Here is a 17,818-nt window from a genome sequence, read left to right on the forward strand (position 1 = left end):
GATGCCGGCTGGTTCCACACCGGCCGCGACCCTATCGCCGGAACGCGGTGAAGCGACGGCGGCGGCTGTGCAGCTCGAGCGGCTGACCGAAGGTCGCCGACAGGTTCTCCGAGGTCATCACGTCGTCGAGCAGGCCTTGGGCCACCACGCGGCCGTCGCGCAGCAGCATCGCGTGGCTGCAGTTCGGCGGGATCTCCTCGACGTGGTGGGTGACCATGACGATCGCCGGGCCCTCCGGGTCGCCGGCCAGCTCGGAGAGCAGCTCGACGAGGTCCTCGCGGGCGCCGAGGTCCAGCCCTGCGGCCGGCTCGTCGAGCAGCAGCATCTCGGGGTCGGTCATCAGCGCCCGCGACAGCAGCACGCGCTGGCGCTCGCCGGTCGAGAGCGTCCCGTAGCGCCGGCCGGCCAGGTCGACGACGCCCATCACCTCCATGAGGCCGGACGCGCGGCGGTCGTCCTGCTCGTCGTAGCGCTCGCGCCAGGTGCCGAGCACGCCGTAGCCCGCGCTGCGCACCACGTCGAACGCGGTCTCGTCGGGCGGCACCCGCCCGGCCAGGCTCGCCGACGCGAGCCCGATGCGGGGGCGCAGCTCGAAGACGTCGACGCGCCCGAGCCGCTCGCCCAGCAGGTCGACGGTGCCGGTGGTCGGGTGCATCTCGGCGGCGGCCAGCCGCAGCAGGGTGGTCTTGCCCGCGCCGTTCGGCCCGAGGATCACCCAGCGCTCGTCGAGCTCGACGGTCCAGTCCAGGTCGGCGAGCAGGTCGGAGCCGCCGCGGCGGACGCCCACCCCGTCCATGCGCACGACCGTGTCCGGGTCGGTCACGGGCTCGGTCGTGCTGGTCTCGGGCGTCACTGGTCCGGATCCGCTGCGCTCCACGTCCCACTGCACCACGGCCGCCATCCTGACGGATCACACTCGCCGACGGGCGACGGCCCACCCGCCGATCGGGCACGATCTCGCTCCGATGGCCATCACCGCTCCCCGGCCCGGCGCCCGTCTCGAGGGCGACGTGCTGCACGTCACCGTCCCGGCCGCGCCCAGCGCCGAGGCGGTCGAGCTCTGCCTGCCGGGCGAGGGCGGCGAGCGCCGCATCGAGCTGCGCCGCTCGGGCGACGCGTGGACCGGTCACGCCGACGGCGTGCGCGCCGGCGACGCCTACGGCCTGCGCGTGCACGGGCCGTGGGACCCGGGCCGCGGCCTGCGCACGAACCCCGCGAAGCTGCTGGTCGACCCGTGGACGCGCCGCGTCGAGGGCACGGTCACCGACCTCGACGCCGCGCGCCCGTTCGCCGGCACCGACCCGTTCTCGGCCCGTCGCGACCACCGCGACTCGGCGGGCTGCGTGCCGCACGGGATCGTCACCGCCGACCTCGGCCCCGCGCCGGCCCCCCGCCCGAACGTCCCCTGGGCGGACACGGTGATCTACGAGACCCATGTGCGCGACCTCACGAAGCTCCACCCCGCGGTGCCCGAGGACCTCCGCGGCACCTACGCGGGCGTCGCCCACCCCGCCGTCGTCGACCACCTCGTCGCCCTGGGGGTGACCACCGTGGAGCTGCTGCCGGTGTTCGCCCACACCTCCGAGCCCTCGCTGCTCGCCCGCGGCCGGCGCAACCACTGGGGCTACTCGACGCTCGCCTACCTCGCCCCGCACCCCGGCTACGCGTCGACGCCGGGCCGCGAGGTCGAGGAGTTCCGCGCGATGGTCGCGACCCTGCACGTCGCGGGGCTCGAGGTCGTGCTCGACGTCGTGTTCAACCACACCTGCGAGGGCGGCGCCGACGGGCCGTCGCTGTCGTGGCGGGGCCTCGACGCCGCCGGCTGGTACGCGCTCGACGCCCGCGGCCGCGACGTCGACATCACCGGCTGCGGGAACACCCTCGACGCCGGCTCGCCGCTGGTGCGCGGGCTCGTGCTGGACTCGCTGCGGCACTGGGTGACGACGATGGGTGTCGACGGCTTCCGCTTCGACCTCGCCTCGACCCTCGGGCGCCCCCGCGGCGGGGCCTTCGACCCGAGGACGCCGCTGCTCGGCGAGATCGTGGACGACCCGGTGCTCGCGCAGGTCAAGCTGATCGCCGAGCCCTGGGACGCCACCGGCGAGGGCTACCAGGTGGGCGGCTTCCCGGCCCCGTGGGCGGAGTGGAACGGGCGCTTCCGCGACGGCGTGCGCGACTTCTGGCGCGGCCACGGCCCGCTCTCGGAGATCGTCACGCGGATCGCGGGCTCGTCGGACCTCTACTGGCCCGCGCGCACCCCGGCCGCCTCGGTCAACTTCGTCACCGCGCACGACGGCTTCACCCTCGCCGACCTCGTGTCCTACGAGCGCAAGCACAACGAGGCCAACGGCGAGCAGGGCCGCGACGGCACCGACGACAACCGCTCGTCCAACCACGGCGTCGAGGGACCCACCTCCGACCCGGCGATCCTCGCCCTGCGCGCCCGCCAGGCCCGCAACCTGCTCACCACGCTGCTCCTCGCGGCGGGCACCCCGATGCTGCTCGGCGGCGACGAGCTCGGCCACACGCAGCACGGCAACAACAACGTCTACTCGCTCGACGACGAGACGTCGTGGCGGTCCTGGCCCGCTCCGGGGGAGCACCCGGACCTCGTCGACTTCGTCGCCCGCGCCCTCGCCCTGCGCCGGGCCACCCCGGCGCTGCGGCGCACCGACTTCTTCTACGGCCGCGAGGACACCGATCCCGACGGCGCCGCCCCGGACATCGCCTGGCTGCACCCCGACGGTCACGAGCTCACCGCGCCCGACTTCCACGACCACGGCCACACCCTGGTGGTCCGGATCGACGGCGGCCCGGTCGGGACGCGCGCCCTACTGCTCGTCCTGCACTCCGGCGGCGCACCCGTCGACGTGCTGCTCCCCGGCGCGTTCGGCGACGACGCGTGGACCCCGGTGCTCGACCCCGGCACGCCCACCGGCGCCCCGCCGAGCACCGACCCCCGGCCCGCCGGGGAGACGCTCACGGTCCCGGCGCAGACGGCCCTCGTGCTCCGCGCAAGATCCTGATCCGTGGAGCGTGCGCTCCGCTGAGCGGAACGTCCGCTCCAGGGACCCGGATCTCGACGCTCAGGCCGGCAGGACGATCCGGCCGAGCTCGGCGGGCGCCGCGAGCAGGTCGTGGCGCGGCAGCACGCGCACGGTGTAGCCGAGGACGCCGGCATGCGGCAGGGCGACGACCGCCTCGAAGCGGTGGGAGCCGTCGTGACCCGGGCCGATCGAGGTCATCTCCTGCACCACGGACTCCGAGAGCTCGTCGGCGTCGTCCGCGCGGCCGACGACCGCCTGGACGAGCACCTCCTCGGGGCTCAGGCCGCCGAGCACGACCTCGGCCCGCACCGTCATCGGCGCGCCGAGCACCGGGGTGTCCGCGCCGCCGGAGGCGTCGACCTCCGCGACGGCCACCGACGACCAGGCGGCGTCGAGGCGCGCCCGGTAGGTCGCCAGCTCCTTCGCCCCGGCGAAGCCGTCCGCCAGCACCCGCGCCGCCGACCGAGCCGCGGGCGCGTACCACTGCTCGACGTAGTCGGTGACCATCCGCGTGGCCTGCACCTTCGGCGACAGCGTCGCGAGCGTGTGCCGCACGAGCGAGGTCCAGCGGTCGGGCACGCCGTCGGCGCCGCGGTCGTAGAACAGCGGGGCGACCGTGGTGCCGAGCAGCTCGTAGAGGGCGTTGGCCTCGATGTCGTCCCGGCGGTCCGGGTCGTCGACGCCGTCGGCGGTCGGGATCGCCCAGCCGTTGCGGCCGTCGTAGAGCTCGTCCCACCAGCCGTCGCGCACCGACAGGTTGAGCCCGCCGTTGAGCGCCGACTTCATCCCGGAGGTCCCGCACGCCTCGAGCGGGCGCAGCGGGTTGTTCAGCCAGACGTCGCAGCCCCAGTAGAGGTAGCGGGCCATCGACATGTCGTAGTCGGGCAGGAACGTGATGCGGTGGCGGATCGCGGGGTCGTCGGCGAAGCGCACCATCTGCTGGATGAGGCCCTTGCCGGCCTCGTCCGCGGGGTGCGACTTGCCGGCGATCACCAGCTGCACGGGCCGGTCGGGGTCCAGCAGGATCGACCGCAGCCGCTCCTGGTCGCGCAGCATCAGCGTGAGGCGCTTGTAGGTCGGCACACGGCGGGCGAAGCCGATCGTGAGCACGTCGGGGTCGAAGACGCGCTCGGTCCAGGCCAGCTCGGGCTCCGAGGCACCGCGCTGCAGCCACGACGCGCGCACCCGGCGGCGCACCTCCTCGACCAGCCGCCGGCGCAGCGTGCCGCGCATCTCCCAGAGCAGCGCGTCGGACACCCCGAACAGCTCCGGGCTGCCCGCGGCCTGGGCGCCCGCGGTGAGGCCGGCGATCTCGCGAGCGGTCCACGTGGGGCCGTGGACGCCGTTGGTCACCGAGCCGATCGGCACCTCCGGGGCGTCGAACCCGCCCCACAGGCTCTGGAACATCCCGCGCGAGACCTCGCCGTGCAGCTGCGAGACGCCGTTCGAGCGCTGCGCCAGCCGCAGGCCCATGTGGGCCATGTTGAACATGTCGCCCGCCGGCTCGCGGCCGAGCGGGAGCACCCGGGCGGGCTCGATGCCCGGGAGCATGTCGGCGGTGAAGTAGTGCTCGACGAGCCCGACCGGGAATCGGTCGATGCCGGCGGGCACCGGGGTGTGGGTGGTGAAGACGGTGCCGGCGCGCACCGTCGCGAGGGCCTGGTCGAAGTCCAGGCCCGCGTCGGGCCCCTCTCCCGTCGCTCCGCTCGCCCCGTCGACGAGCTCGCGGATCCGCTCGAGGCCGAGGAAGCCGGCGTGGCCCTCGTTGGTGTGGAACACCTCAGGCGCCGGGTCCCCGGTGACCCCGCAGAACGCCCGGACCGCGCGCACCCCGCCGATCCCGATGAGGATCTCCTGGCGGATGCGGTGCTCGGCGTCCCCGCCGTAGAGGCGGTCGGTGACCTGGCGCAGGTCGGGGTCGTTGTCCTCGATGTCGGCGTCGAGGAGCAGCAGCGGCACCCGCCCGACCGACGCCACCCACACCCGGGCGCGCAGCGTGCGCCCCCCGGGCATCGCGACGCCGACGAGCAGCGGGGTGCCCGACGCGTCGGGCCCCTCCCCGGTCGCTCCGCTCGCCCCGGTGAGCAGGTGCAGCGGCAGGCCCTGGGGATCGAGCGCCGGGTAGTGCTCCTGCTGCCAGCCGTCGAGCGACAGCGACTGGCGGAAGTACCCGGAGCGGTAGAGCAGGCCGACGGCGATCAGCGGCACCCCGAGATCGCTGGCGGCCTTGAGGTGGTCACCCGCGAGGATGCCGAGGCCGCCCGAGTAGTTCGGCAGCACCTCGCTGACACCGAACTCCATCGAGAAGTAGCCGATCGCCGACGGGAAGCCGTCCGCGGCCCGCGTCTGGTACCACCGGGGCTCGCTCAGGTAGTTCCGGAGGTCCGCGGCGCGCTCCTGCACGCGACCCACGAACGTGGCGTCGTCGGCGAGCTCGGCCAGGCGCTGCGGTCGGACCTCGCCGAGCAGCCGGACGGGGTCGCCGCCGGTGGCGCGCCAGGCCGCCTCGTCGACCGTCGCGAAGAGATCCTGCGTGGGCCCGTGCCACGTCCAGCGCAGGTTCGTGGCCAGCTCCTGGAGCGGGGCGAGGGCGGCCGGGAGCTGGGCGCGGACGGAGAAGCGACGCAGTGCCTTCACGCGGCGGGAGCCTACGGCGCGACCCCCGACGCGCCGTGCGGCGCCCACCTGGACTGGATCGATCCCCCGACTACGCTGCGTCGCGTGAGCGCGCTGGGGAGATGGTGGCGGTCCGGACGACGGTCGAAGCAGACCACGGAGGAGGCGGAGGCGCCCCGCGAGCAGCCGACCGAGCCGCGGGACGCCACCGGCTGGCAGCCCGCGGTCGGCTCCGACGGCGCCAGCGCGCCGCCGTTCGAGGAGAGCTACGGCGGGTACGACGGCCGCCTCGACCCGCACCGCGAGGTCCCCCGCGGCGAGATCGTCACCGGCCCGTCCTCCGGGTCGTGGCGACAGCGGCGCCAGGGCTGGGGGTCGGCCGACGACGTCGAGGTCGGTCCGCCGCCACCCCCCGACGCGCGCCCCCACGGGCCGACGACCGGGCCGTTCGGCGCGCCCGGACGCGACAGTTCCCCGGGACCGGCGTCCGGCCCCCTCCCGTCGTCCGGGCCGATCGCCGACGGCCCGGACTCCTCGCCCGGCCCCGCCCACCACCCGTCGCCCGGCCCCGCCCACCACCCGTCGCCCGGCCCCGCCCCACGGCCGAGCGACACCCCCTCGGGCGGGTTCCGCGCCGTCGGCTCCGACGGGCCCGACCTGAACAGCAGGGCCGGCCGGAGCGGACAGCCCGCGCCGAGCCTCCCGCCGTGGCGCCGCCCGGCCACCCCGCCCTGGGGCATCGCCACCGGTCGGCCCTCGCCCTCCCCCTCGCCGACCTCCCGCCGCCCGTTCGCATCGAGTCCGCCCGTTGCGGGTAGCGGACCGGACATGAGCTCGACGCCGGACCGCGGACCCGACCACCTCTCCGGGCGCGCGACCAGCCCGGACGCGCCGTCCGAGACCCCGGCGCCGTCGGTCTCGTCGTCGTCCCTCGACCCGGCGTCCTCGGCGTCCTCGGCGTCCTCGGCGTCCTCGGCGTCCTCGGCGCCGGAGCCCCGTCCCGAGGACCTGGACGTCCCGCCCGCCTCCGACCCCTCGTGGTTCACGCCGCGGACGCCCTACGCCCCCTTCCCCGAGGGCGCGGCCCGTGGCGAGGCGTCCCCGGACGACGCGCCCGAGAGCCCGCCGACCGGCTCCCGCCACGCCGCGCGCGAGACCGGTGATCAGGGCGGTGATGACGGCGAGGACCCCGTCACCACCGCGATCCCACCGACGCCGTCCGGCGGCACCGAGACCGTCGCGAACGACAACCAGACCGACGACAACCAGACCGACGACAACCAGACCGACGACACCGACCGTGGACTCGGCCGGTGGACCGCCGCCGCGGGCGCGGCCGGGCTCGGTGCGGCCGGGCTCGGCGCGGCGGGCGCCGCGGGCCTCGTCGGCCGGTCGGGCGACGACTCCGGCAGCGACTCCGGCAGCGACTTCGGTGACCGCTCCGCCGGCGGGACCGGCTCCGACGGCTCCGACGGCTCCGACGGGAGCGTCGCGCCCCCACGGCCGAGCGCCCCGTGGGCGCCACCGCCCGCGCGGCCGTCGTCGTTCTCGACGCCCCCGCCTCCCCCGGCGCCCTCCACCTCCACGGCGGCTTCGCCCGCCTCCGCCTCCGCCGCCGACGCCGCCGACGCCGGCTCCCGACCCGTGTCGCCGGGACACGGGTCGTTCGGGTCGTTCGGCACCCCGGACAGCACCCCGAGCACCGACACCTCGACCGGCGACAGTCCGAGCACCGGCGATAGCCCGAGCACCGGCGACAGCCCGAGCACCGGCGGCGTCGACGACGACCCGCTCGGCGTGGGCCCGGTGTCCGTCGACCCGGACGCGCCCGTGCACAGCCTCGCGCCGGACGCACCTCGCGACGAGGTCCCCGACTCGGACGCCACGACGACCGTGACCGCCGTCGGCGACGCACCCGGTGACGTCACCGCGGCCGACGCGGACAGCGCGGACGTCCCGTCCGAGGAACCGGCGGGCGCCCCCTCGACCGACCCCGCCGAGGTGTCGCCGGGCGCCGTCGCGCCGGTCACGACGGCGGAACCCGAGCCCGAACCGGAACCCGAGCCGGCCCCGCTGACCACCGTCACACCCCCCGGACCCCAGCCGACCGCGCCCGGTATCCCCGCCGATGCCGTGGACCGACACGCCCTCCCGCAGGGCCGGATCGGGATCGACGAGGTGACCCCGGAGGTCTCCGGCGGCCGGTTCCCGTCGAAGGCGGTGGTGGGCGAGGTCGTCCCGGTGGCGGCGACGGTGTGGCGCGAGGGCCACGACGCCGTCGCGGCCACGGTCGTGTGGCAGCGCTGCTCCGCGGCGAGCCACGGCCAGGACCCGGACGCGGCGATCCCTTGCGGGGACGAGGCGCCGCGCACCACACGCATGACGCCGACCGGCCCCCTGACCGACCGGTTCGCCGGCCAGGTCGTGCCCGACGCCGAGGGGCTGTGGAGCTTCCGGGTCGACGCCTGGAGCGACCCGTGGGCGACGTGGCGGCACGCCGTCGACGTCAAGACCCGCGCGGGCCAGGGCGCCGCGGAGCTCGCCAACGACCTCGAGTCCGGGGCGCGGCTGCTCGAACGCGGCGCCGAGGGCATCCAGCAGCGGCTGCGCGACACCCCGCGCCTGTCCGACGACGACCCGGTCGATCTCTCCCGCCGAAGCGGTTCGACGGGGGCCGGTGAGCGCACCGGCGGCATCGCCATGCCGCCCGCGCTCGAGCTCGCCCGCACGCTCACCCGGGCCGCCGAGCAGCTCCGCGACACCGGCACCGAGCTGCCCGAGCGTCTCCGTCTCGCACTGTCGGCACCGGTGCACCGCACGATGACCGAGCACCCCGTCCGCGAGCTGGTCACCCGGGGCGAGACCCACCACATCCAGGTCGAGCGCCCGCTCGCCCTGGCCGGGGCCTGGTACGAGTTCTTCCCCCGCTCGACCGGCGGCTGGGACGACGAGGGACGCCCGGTGCACGGGACGTTCGCCACCGCAACCCGCGAGCTCGACCGCGCCGCCGCGATGGGCTTCGACATCGCCTACCTGCCGCCGATCCACCCCGTCGGCACGGTCAACCGCAAGGGCCCGAACAACACGCTCACCCCGGGCCCCGACGACGTCGGCTCGCCGTGGGCGATCGGCTCGGCCGCCGGCGGGCACGACGCGATCGACCCGAACCTGGGCACCATCGAGGACTTCGACGCGTTCGTCGGGCACGCCCACGAGCTGGGCCTCGAGGTGGCGCTCGACCTCGCGCTGCAGTGCGCACCGGACCACCCGTGGGCCACCGAGCACCCGGAGTGGTTCACGATCCGGCCCGACGGGACCATCGCGTACGCCGAGAACCCGCCGAAGCGCTACCAGGACATCTACCCGGTCAACTTCGACACCGACCCCGAGGGCATCTACGCCGAGGTCCTGCGTGTCGTCCTGTACTGGATGGACCACGGGGTGCGCGTGTTCCGGGTCGACAACCCGCACACGAAGCCGCCGAACTTCTGGAACTGGTTGATCGCCGAGGTGCACCGCCGCGATCCGGGCGTCGTGTTCCTCGCCGAGGCGTTCACCCGCCCCGCGCGGCTGTTCGGGCTCGCGAAGGCCGGGTTCAGCCAGTCGTACACCTACTTCACCTGGCGCACCGGGCGCGACGAGCTGCGCGAGTTCTTCGAGATGCACCGCGACCGGCTCGACGAGTGCCGACCGAACTGCTTCGTCAACACCCCGGACATCCTCCACGAGTCGCTGCAGGTCGGCGGCCCGGGCATGTTCGCCCTCCGGGCGGCGCTGGCGGCCACACTCGCCCCGAGCTGGGGTGTGTACGCGGGCTACGAGCTCTTCGAGCACCAGCCCGTGCGTCCCGGCAGCGAGGAGTACCTCGACTCGGAGAAGTACCAGCTGCGTCCCCGCGACTTCGCAGGCGCGCTGGCCGAGGGCCGCAGCCTCGAACCGTGGATCACGCGGCTCAACCAGCTGCGCAAGGACCACCCGGCCCTGCGCCAGCTCCGGACGCTGCGGTTCCACGAGACCGACAACTCCGCGCTGCTCGCCTACTCGAAGACCGACCCGCTCACCGCCGACACGGTGCTCTGCGTCGTCACGCTCAACCCCTACGGCGCCGAGGAGGGCAACGTCCACCTCGACATGCCCGCGCTGGGCCTCGAGTGGCAGGACCGGTTCGGCGCGTTCGACGAGGTCAGCGGCCAGACCTTCGAGTGGGGCGAGACCAACTTCGTGCGCATCGAGCCATGGCGCGACGTCTGCCACATCATCTCGGTGCTGCGCCGGTAGGGGTCGGCCGGTTGGGGTCGGCCGGTTGGGGTCGGCGCGGGATCGTTCCTGTGCGCCCCCTGAGAACCGGGCGCATCGGGCACGATTGGCCGCCTCCGGGCGTTGGACCGGTCGAGAGCCCTGGGAGGTCACCGTGCGCATCCTTCTCGCCCTGGCGGTCTGTCTGGCCGTCGAGATCACCGTCCTGGTGCTGGTCGGCCAGGCCATCGGGTTCTGGGGCCTGCTCGGGGTGCTGGTCCTCTCCGCGGTCGTCGGCGCCTGGGCGCTGCGGCGCGAGGGCCGGCGCTCGCTGGTCGAGCTGGGCCGCGCGGCCCGCTCCGGGCGTCCCGCCGAGGCCGAGGTCGCCGACGGCATGTACGTGGCGCTGGCCGGCGTCCTGCTGGTCGTGCCGGGCCTGCTGTCCACGCTCGCGGCTCTCGTCCTGCTGGTCCCGGCCGTGCGCGGGGCGCTGGCCCGCCGCGCCGCCGCACGGGCCGTGCGCGCCGGCAGCGCGCGGGTCGGCCCGTCGGTCACCGTCGTCGGTGCGGGCGGGCCCGGGCCCTGGGGCGCCGACCCGTTCGGTCGGCGCGCCGCGGCCCGACCGGGGCGCCTGGACACCGGATCGTTCCGCGGCACGGTCATCGAGGGCGAGGTCGTGGAGCCCGGTGGAGGCGGCCCGGACAGCCGGGACGACCGGCGCGACACCACCTGAGGAGATGCTTGCCCGGGGCACCGGCCCAGCACCCCCGACCACTAGCGTGACGCCTGATGAACGAGGGAGTCAGCGCGAGCGTGCCGGCCGCGCCGAGCGATGAGGACCATGTCCGCGACGTCACCGAGGACCACGGCGTCTCGGCCGTCGAGGAGCCCAGCGCCGACGACTTCCGACATGCGCGGACGCTCCCGGTCGACGACGGCTGGTACAAGCGCGCCGTCTTCTACGAGGTGCTCGTCCGGGCGTTCGCGGACTCCAACCGCGACGGCTTCGGCGACCTCTCCGGGCTCACCGACAAGCTCGACTACCTCGCGTGGCTCGGCGTCGACTGCATCTGGCTGCCCCCGTTCTACGACTCCCCGCTGCGCGACGGCGGCTACGACATCCGCGACTACCGCAAGGTGCTGCCCGAGTTCGGCACGGTCGCGGACTTCGTCGAGCTCCTCGACCAGGCGCACGCCCGTGGCATCCGTGTGATCACCGATCTGGTCATGAACCACACCTCGGACCAGCACCACTGGTTCCAGGAGTCCCGCCGCGACCCGGACGGGCCGTACGGCGACTTCTACGTGTGGTCCGACGACGACACCCGCTACGCCGACGCGCGCGTCATCTTCGTCGACACCGAGTCGTCCAACTGGACCTACGACTCGGTGCGTGGCCAGTTCTACTGGCACCGCTTCTTCTCCCACCAGCCGGACCTCAACTTCGACAACCCGGCCGTGTGCGAGGCGATGATCGACGCGCTGCGCTTCTGGCTCGACCTCGGCATCGACGGGTTCCGCCTCGACGCGGTGCCCTACCTCTACGAGCGCGACGGCACGAACGGCGAGAACCTCCCCGAGACCCACGCGTTCCTCAAGCGCTGCCGCAAGGTCGTCGACGACGAGTACCCGGGGCGCGTGCTGCTCGCCGAGGCGAACCAGTGGCCCGCGGACGTCGTCGAGTACTTCGGCGACGCCGAGGTCGGCGGCGACGAGTGCCACATGGCGTTCCACTTCCCGCTGATGCCCCGCATCTTCATGGCGGTGCGGCGCGAGTCCCGCTTCCCCATCTCGGAGATCCTCGCGCAGACGCCGGCGATCCCGGAGAACGCGCAGTGGGGCATCTTCCTGCGCAACCACGACGAGCTGACGCTCGAGATGGTCACCGACGACGAGCGCGACTACATGTACGCGGAGTACGCCAAGGACCCGCGCATGAAGGCCAACATCGGCATCCGCCGACGACTGGCCCCGCTGCTGGAGAACGACCGCAACCAGCTCGAGCTGTTCACCGCGCTGCTGCTCTCCCTGCCCGGCAGCCCCGTCCTGTACTACGGCGACGAGATCGGGATGGGCGACAACATCTGGCTCGGCGACCGCGACGGCGTGCGCAGCCCGATGCAGTGGACACCCGACCGCAACGCCGGCTTCTCCACCTGCGACCCGGGCCGGCTCAACCTGCCGATCATCATGGACCCGGTCTACGGCTACCAGGCGGTGAACGTCGAGGCGCAGTCGAACTCGACGGCCAGCCTGCTGCACTGGAACCGGCGGATGATCGACATCCGCAAGCAGCACCCCGCGTTCGGTCTCGGGTCCTTCCACGAGCTCGGGGGCTCGAACCCCAGCGTGCTCGCCTACGTGCGCGAGCACGTCGACGCCCACGGCCACCGCGACCTCGTGCTCTGCGTGAACAACATGTCGCGCTTCCCCCAACCGGTGGAGCTCGACCTCATCGCCTGGAAGAACCGGGTGCCCACGGAGCTCACGGGGGGTGTGCCGTTCCCGGCGATCGGGGAACTGCCGTACCTGTTGACCCTGCCAGGACACGGCTTCTACTGGTTCGCCATCCACGAGGCCGAGGAGCGCTGATGCCCGCCACGAGCTCGCCCGACGAGGGAACCACCGACCGCACCGGTGACCCGCTCGCCGACCTGCACGACGCCCTGGTCGCCTGGCTGCCACAACAGCGGTGGTTCCCGGCCAAGGGGCGCGAGATCGCGGGCCTGCGCACGGTGAGCCACGACGTGGTGTCCGCGCCCGGCGAGACGCCGACGGTGGAGCACGCGGTCATCGGGGTGTCGTTCGCCGACGGTGCCGCGGACAGGGTGGGCGGCCGCTCCGAGGAGCGCTACCAGCTCGTGCTGGGCGTGCAGCCGAGCCCGCCCGCGGACGTCGAGTACGCGGTCATCGGACGGCGCGCCGGGCCCAGCGGCACCGACGTCGTCTACGACGGCCTCGCCGACGGGCGGATCAGCCGGCTGTTCCTGTCGCTGATCACGGAGGACGCCGCGCGCGGGTCGCTGCGGTTCGTCGCCGAGCCCGACACCGAGACACCGGTCGTGGGGCCCGGGCGGCCGCTGATCGGCGAGCAGTCGAACAGCTCGGTGATCTACGGCGAGCGCGCGATCATGAAGCTCTTCCGCCGGGCCACCGCGGGCCTCAACCCGGACCTCGAGCTGCACCGGGCGCTGCGTCGGCAGGGAAGCCGAGAGGTCGCCCCGCTGCTCGGCGCGATCGAGGGCGAGCTGCCGGGAGATTCAGGTCGAGCCGAGCCGATGACCGTCGCCATGCTGCAGGGTTACGCGGCGAACTCCGCCGACGGCTGGTCGATGGCCCAGGCGAGCGTGCGCGACCTGCTCGCCGAGGCCGACCTGCGCCCCGACGAGGTCGGCGGCGACTTCGCCGGCGAGGCCCACCGCATCGGCAAGACGGTCGCGGCGGTGCACCTCGAGCTCGCCGCCGCGCTCGGCACCCACCCGCTCGACGCGCGCGGGGCCGCCGAGATCGAGGCCTGGATGCTCGAGCGCCTCGAGCGCGCCGCCGCGGCGGTCCCGGGCGTCGCCGAGCAGCGCGACGCGATCGCCGACGTCCTGCGCGGGGTCACCACGGCCGAGCCGTCGACCGTGCAGCGCATCCACGGCGACCTGCACCTGGGCCAGGAGCTGCGCACACCCACCGGCTGGCTCGTCATCGACTTCGAGGGCGAGCCGTCGAAGCCCCTGGCCGACCGCGTGCGCCCCGACTCCCCCCTGCGCGACGTCGCCGCGATGCTGCGCTCGTTCGACTACGCCGCGTTCCACCAGCTCTCCGAGTGGGAGCAGTCCGCGGACGACCCGGACCCGCAGCTCGAGCGCCGGGCGCAGGAGTGGGCCGACCGCAACCGGTCGGCGTTCTGCGACGGTTACGCCGAGGCCACCGGCACCGACCCCCGGGACGCCCCCGAGTTGCTGCGGGCCTACGAGCTGGACAAGGCCGTCTACGAGGTGCTCTACGAGACGCGTAACCGGCCGGGGTGGGTGTCGATCCCGCTGCGCTCGATGCGGCGCCTGCTCACGCCCGCGGGACGCGGCGAGCGCTGAGCAATCCGCCCGCGATCACCGTGGTGAACGTGGGTACCAGTACCGAACGGCCCGTCTCGTAGCAGGAGTGGTGAGCATGTCCGTTCCCGGTAGCCGAGTCCGCGGACCCGCGTCGCCGACGCCGTCGGACCTCGACGTCCATCTGCTGATGGAAGGCTCGCACCGCGACCCGCACGGCGTGCTCGGCCCGCACCGCGACCCCGAGTCGCCGGGCACGGTCATCGTGCGCGCGCTGCGGCCGGGCGCCGAGGCGGTCGACGTCGTCGTCGACGAGGGCCCGACCGCCGGGCGCTACCCGCTGGCCGCGGTCCACGCGGCGGGCGTCTTCGCCGCCGGCGTCCCCGGCCCGCTGCCGCGCTACCGCCTCGCGACGCGGCGCACCGACGAGGCCACCGGCGAGACCGTCGAGTCGATCGACGACGACCCGTACCGCTTCTCGCCGGTGCTGGGTCCCGTCGACCTGCACCTCATCGGCGAGGGTCGCCACGAGCGGCTCTGGGACGCCCTCGGCGCCCACTTCCGCCGCTGGCCCACCCCCGCCGGTCCCGTCGAGGGCACCTCGTTCGCGGTGTGGGCGCCCCATGCCCGCGGCGTGCGCGTGTGCGGTGACTGGGACGGCTGGGACGGCACGACCACCCCGATGCGCGCGCTCGGCTCCGGTGTCTGGGAGCTGTTCGTCCCGGGGATCGGCGACGGCGCCCGCTACGGGTTCCGCATCCTCTCCCCGGACGGGCACTGGCTCGACAAGGCCGACCCGATGGCGTTCGCGGCCGACCTCCCACCGACGCCGGCGTCCGTGGTCACCACGTCGACCCACGAGTGGTCCGACCAGGAGTGGATGACGCAGCGGGCCGCGTCGACCCCGCACGCCGAGCCGATGAGCGTCTACGAGCTGCACCTCGGGTCGTGGCGCCAGCGGCCGGATGGTGGGGCGCTGGGCTACCGCGAGCTCGCCGACGAGCTCGCCGACTACCTCACCGACACCGGCTTCACCCACGTCGAGCTGCTGCCGGTGGCCGAGCACCCGTTCGGCGGCTCGTGGGGCTACCAGGTCAGCTCGTACTACGCCCCGACCTCGCGGTTCGGCTCCCCCGACGACTTCCGTTACTTCGTCGACCGGTTGCACCGCGCGGGCATCGGAGTGATCGTCGACTGGGTGCCGGCGCACTTCCCCAAGGACGAGTGGGCGCTGGCCCGCTTCGACGGCACGCCCTGCTACGAGCACGGCGACCCGCGCCGCGGGGAGCAGCTCGACTGGGGCACGCTCGTGTTCGACTTCGGGCGCTCGCAGGTCCGCAACTTCCTCGTCGCCAACGCGCTGTACTGGCTCGACGAGTTCCACATCGACGGCCTGCGCGTCGACGCCGTGGCCTCGATGCTCTACCTCGACTACTCGCGGCCCGACGGCGGCTGGACGCCCAACCGCTACGGCGGCCGCGAGAACCTCGAGGCGGTGTCGTTCCTCCAGGAGGTCAACGCCACCGTCTACAAGAGCCACCCGAGCGTCGTGACGGTCGCCGAGGAGTCGACGGCCTGGCCCGGGGTCACCCGGCCCACCCACCTCGGCGGCCTCGGCTTCGGGTTCAAGTGGAACATGGGCTGGATGCACGACACGCTCGACTACATCGGGCGCGACCCGGTGCACCGCAGCTTCCACCACAACCAGATGACGTTCTCGATGACGTACGCCTACAGCGAGAACTACGTGCTGCCGCTGTCCCACGACGAGGTCGTGCACGGCAAGGGTTCGCTGTGGACGCGCCAGCCGGGTGACGACGAGCGCAAGGCTGCCGGGGTGCGGGCGCTGTTCGGCTTCATGTGGGCGCACCCGGGCAAGCAGCTCGTGTTCATGGGCGGCGAGTTCGGCCAGGTGCGCGAGTGGTCCGAGGAGCGCTCGCTGGACTGGGAGCTGCTCGACGACCCGCGCCACGGCGGCCTGCGCCGGCTGGTCGGCGACCTCAACGCCGCCTACCGGTCGCTGCGCCCGATGTACGAGCTCGACAACGACCCGGCCGGCTTCTCGTGGATCGACGCCAACGACGCGTCGGGCAACGTCCTGTCGTTCCTGCGCCACGACCGTGACGGCAACCCGGTCGCGTGCGTCGTGAACTTCTCCGGGTCCGACCACCCGAACTACCGGGTGGGCCTGCCGCGGACGGGGCGCTGGCGCGAGGTCATCAACACCGACGCCGAGGTCTACGGTGGACGCGGCGTCGGCAACTACGGCGCCGTCATCGCGTCGTCCACGAGCTGGCACGGGCGCCCCGCCTCGGCCGAGGTGACCCTGCCCGCGAACGGTGTCCTCTGGCTCGCTCCGGGGTGAACGGCCACTTGTCCGGAACCCCACTCACGGCACACGCAGCCCGGGCATGATGGCGCGCGTGCGGGGATCGGTGCGGGCGCTGGTCGTGACGTGTGCGGTGCTGGCCGTGCTGGTCACGTCGGCATGCGCGTTCCCGGTCGACGGACGCGCGATCGCCGGCCCGGAGGTCAGCGCGGGCGTCGACCCCTCGTTCATCGGCGGCACCGACGGCGGCGAGGAGGACCGTCTCGCCGCCGCCACCCTGCGCGACCTCGAGGGCTACTGGGCCCGTGAGCTCCCGCGGCTCGCCGGCGGCGAGGCGTTCCGCCCGCTCGCCGGCTACTTCTCGCTCGACCCGCGCAACCGCGCGGGCGGGGAGGGCGGGAACGTCACCGTGCCCTGCCTGCAGAACCCCCAGGAGGTGCAGGGCACGGCGTTCTACTGCCCGAGCGCGGACATCATCGCCTGGGACCGCGGCGAGCTCCTGCCGCAGCTGCGCCGCGACTTCGGCGACTCCGCGGTCGTCGTCGTGCTCTCCCACGAGTTCGGGCACGCGATCCAGGGCCGCCTCGACCGCACCGGCGCGCTGCGGGGAGCCCCGACGATCCTGCTCGAGGCCCAGGCCGACTGCTACGCGGGCGTGTTCCTACGCCAGGTGCGCGACGGCGGGCTGCCCGACCTGCGTACGAGCTCGGCGGGCATCGACGGCGCGATGGGCGCGCTGATCGGGTTCCGCGACCCGGTGGGCACCTCGCCGCGCAACGCCCAGGCGCACGGCAACGCGTTCGACCGCGTCTCCTCGTTCCAGGACGGCTTCGACGGCACACCGGCCGTGTGCGCGGCGATCGGGCGCGACCGCGTGTTCACCCAGCAGGCGTTCCGGTCGCAGGCCGACGAGAGCTCCGGGGGCAACCTGGGGCTGGCGCCGCTGATCGAGGCGATGGTCCCCGACCTCGACCGCTGGTTCGGCGGCGAGGTCCGGCAGCGCGGCGGGCAGTGGACGACGCCGGGCACCGAGCGCGGCCAGGCACTGTGTCCGGACGCCGACGGCCCGGTGCAGGGCCGGGTCGCCTGGTGCGCGCCCGGGGACGGCACGCCGTCGGCGGTGCACATCGACACCGGCGGCACCCTCGCCGCCGATCACGCCCGCATCGGCGACTACGCCACCGGCACGCTGCTCGCGTCCCGCTTCGGCACCGCGGCGCTCGCCGCCCTGGGCCGCCCGACCACCGGCGCCGAGGGCGGGCGCGCCGCGCTCTGCCTCGCCGGCGCCTACAGCGCGGCGGTCGGCACCGGCGTGAGCGGCTTCGCCCTGTCCCCCGGCGACCTCGACGAGTCGGTGACGCTGCTCCTACGCGAGGACGACGCCTCCCGCGGCACCGACGGCGTCGCCGCCGCCGGCACCGGCTACGAACGGATCCGCGTCTTCCGCGCCGGCGTCACGGGCGGCACCGACGCCTGCCTCCGCGGCGTCTGAGCGGCAGGGGCTTTCGCAGCGAACGCGCTGTTCGCTGCCTCTATGCGCGCGAAGTCCC

Annotated in this window: 9 protein-coding genes; 7 read left to right on the forward strand and 2 right to left on the reverse strand. The window is 74.3% G+C overall.

Annotated features, from left to right (window positions below):
• Nucleotides 1–31 precede the first annotated feature (31 nt).
• The gene (locus tag AC2A1K_RS01695) at nucleotides 32–796 is read right to left on the reverse strand and encodes an ABC transporter ATP-binding protein (RefSeq protein ID WP_483894690.1); all 765 of its coding nucleotides are present in this window, start codon (nucleotides 794–796) and stop codon (nucleotides 32–34) included.
• A gap of 169 nt (nucleotides 797–965) precedes the next feature.
• Here AC2A1K_RS01695 and glgX point away from each other — a divergent pair, with 169 nt between their 5' ends.
• On the forward strand, nucleotides 966–3,026 hold the full coding sequence (gene glgX / locus AC2A1K_RS01700; RefSeq protein WP_483894570.1) for a glycogen debranching protein GlgX: 2,061 nt from the start codon (nucleotides 966–968) through the stop codon (nucleotides 3,024–3,026).
• Nucleotides 3,027–3,086: 60 nt separating this feature from the next.
• Here the strand turns inward: glgX and glgP are convergent, their stop codons facing one another.
• Nucleotides 3,087–5,684, reverse strand: coding sequence for an alpha-glucan family phosphorylase (glgP, locus tag AC2A1K_RS01705; RefSeq protein WP_483894571.1), 2,598 nt, complete (start codon nucleotides 5,682–5,684; stop codon nucleotides 3,087–3,089).
• A gap of 2,112 nt (nucleotides 5,685–7,796) precedes the next feature.
• Here glgP and AC2A1K_RS01710 point away from each other — a divergent pair.
• The 6 genes from AC2A1K_RS01710 to AC2A1K_RS01735 all read left to right on the forward strand — a co-directional run bounded on the left by AC2A1K_RS01710 (nucleotide 7,797) and on the right by AC2A1K_RS01735 (nucleotide 17,760).
• The gene (locus AC2A1K_RS01710) at nucleotides 7,797–9,941 is read left to right on the forward strand and encodes a maltotransferase domain-containing protein (protein ID WP_483894691.1); all 2,145 of its coding nucleotides are present in this window, start codon (nucleotides 7,797–7,799) and stop codon (nucleotides 9,939–9,941) included.
• Between the two features lie 133 nt (nucleotides 9,942–10,074).
• Nucleotides 10,075–10,632, forward strand: a complete 558-nt coding sequence (locus AC2A1K_RS01715) for an FxsA family protein (protein ID WP_483894572.1) — start codon at nucleotides 10,075–10,077, stop codon at nucleotides 10,630–10,632.
• Between the two features lie 56 nt (nucleotides 10,633–10,688).
• A complete protein-coding gene (gene treS / locus AC2A1K_RS01720) occupies nucleotides 10,689–12,491 on the forward strand; it encodes a maltose alpha-D-glucosyltransferase (protein ID WP_483894573.1) in 1,803 nt (600 codons plus the stop codon).
• Nucleotides 12,491–13,981, forward strand: a complete 1,491-nt coding sequence (locus tag AC2A1K_RS01725) for a maltokinase N-terminal cap-like domain-containing protein (RefSeq protein ID WP_483894574.1) — start codon at nucleotides 12,491–12,493, stop codon at nucleotides 13,979–13,981. Before treS ends, AC2A1K_RS01725 begins: the two co-directional genes overlap by 1 nt.
• Nucleotides 13,982–14,057: 76 nt before the next feature.
• A complete protein-coding gene (gene glgB, locus AC2A1K_RS01730) occupies nucleotides 14,058–16,304 on the forward strand; it encodes a 1,4-alpha-glucan branching protein GlgB (protein WP_483894575.1) in 2,247 nt (748 codons plus the stop codon).
• A gap of 49 nt (nucleotides 16,305–16,353) precedes the next feature.
• Nucleotides 16,354–17,760, forward strand: a complete 1,407-nt coding sequence (locus AC2A1K_RS01735) for a neutral zinc metallopeptidase (protein WP_483894692.1) — start codon at nucleotides 16,354–16,356, stop codon at nucleotides 17,758–17,760.
• The last annotated feature ends 58 nt before the right edge of the window (nucleotides 17,761–17,818 follow it).

The sequence above is a fragment of the Actinomycetospora sp. 2LY8.5 genome (assembly GCF_057180585.1).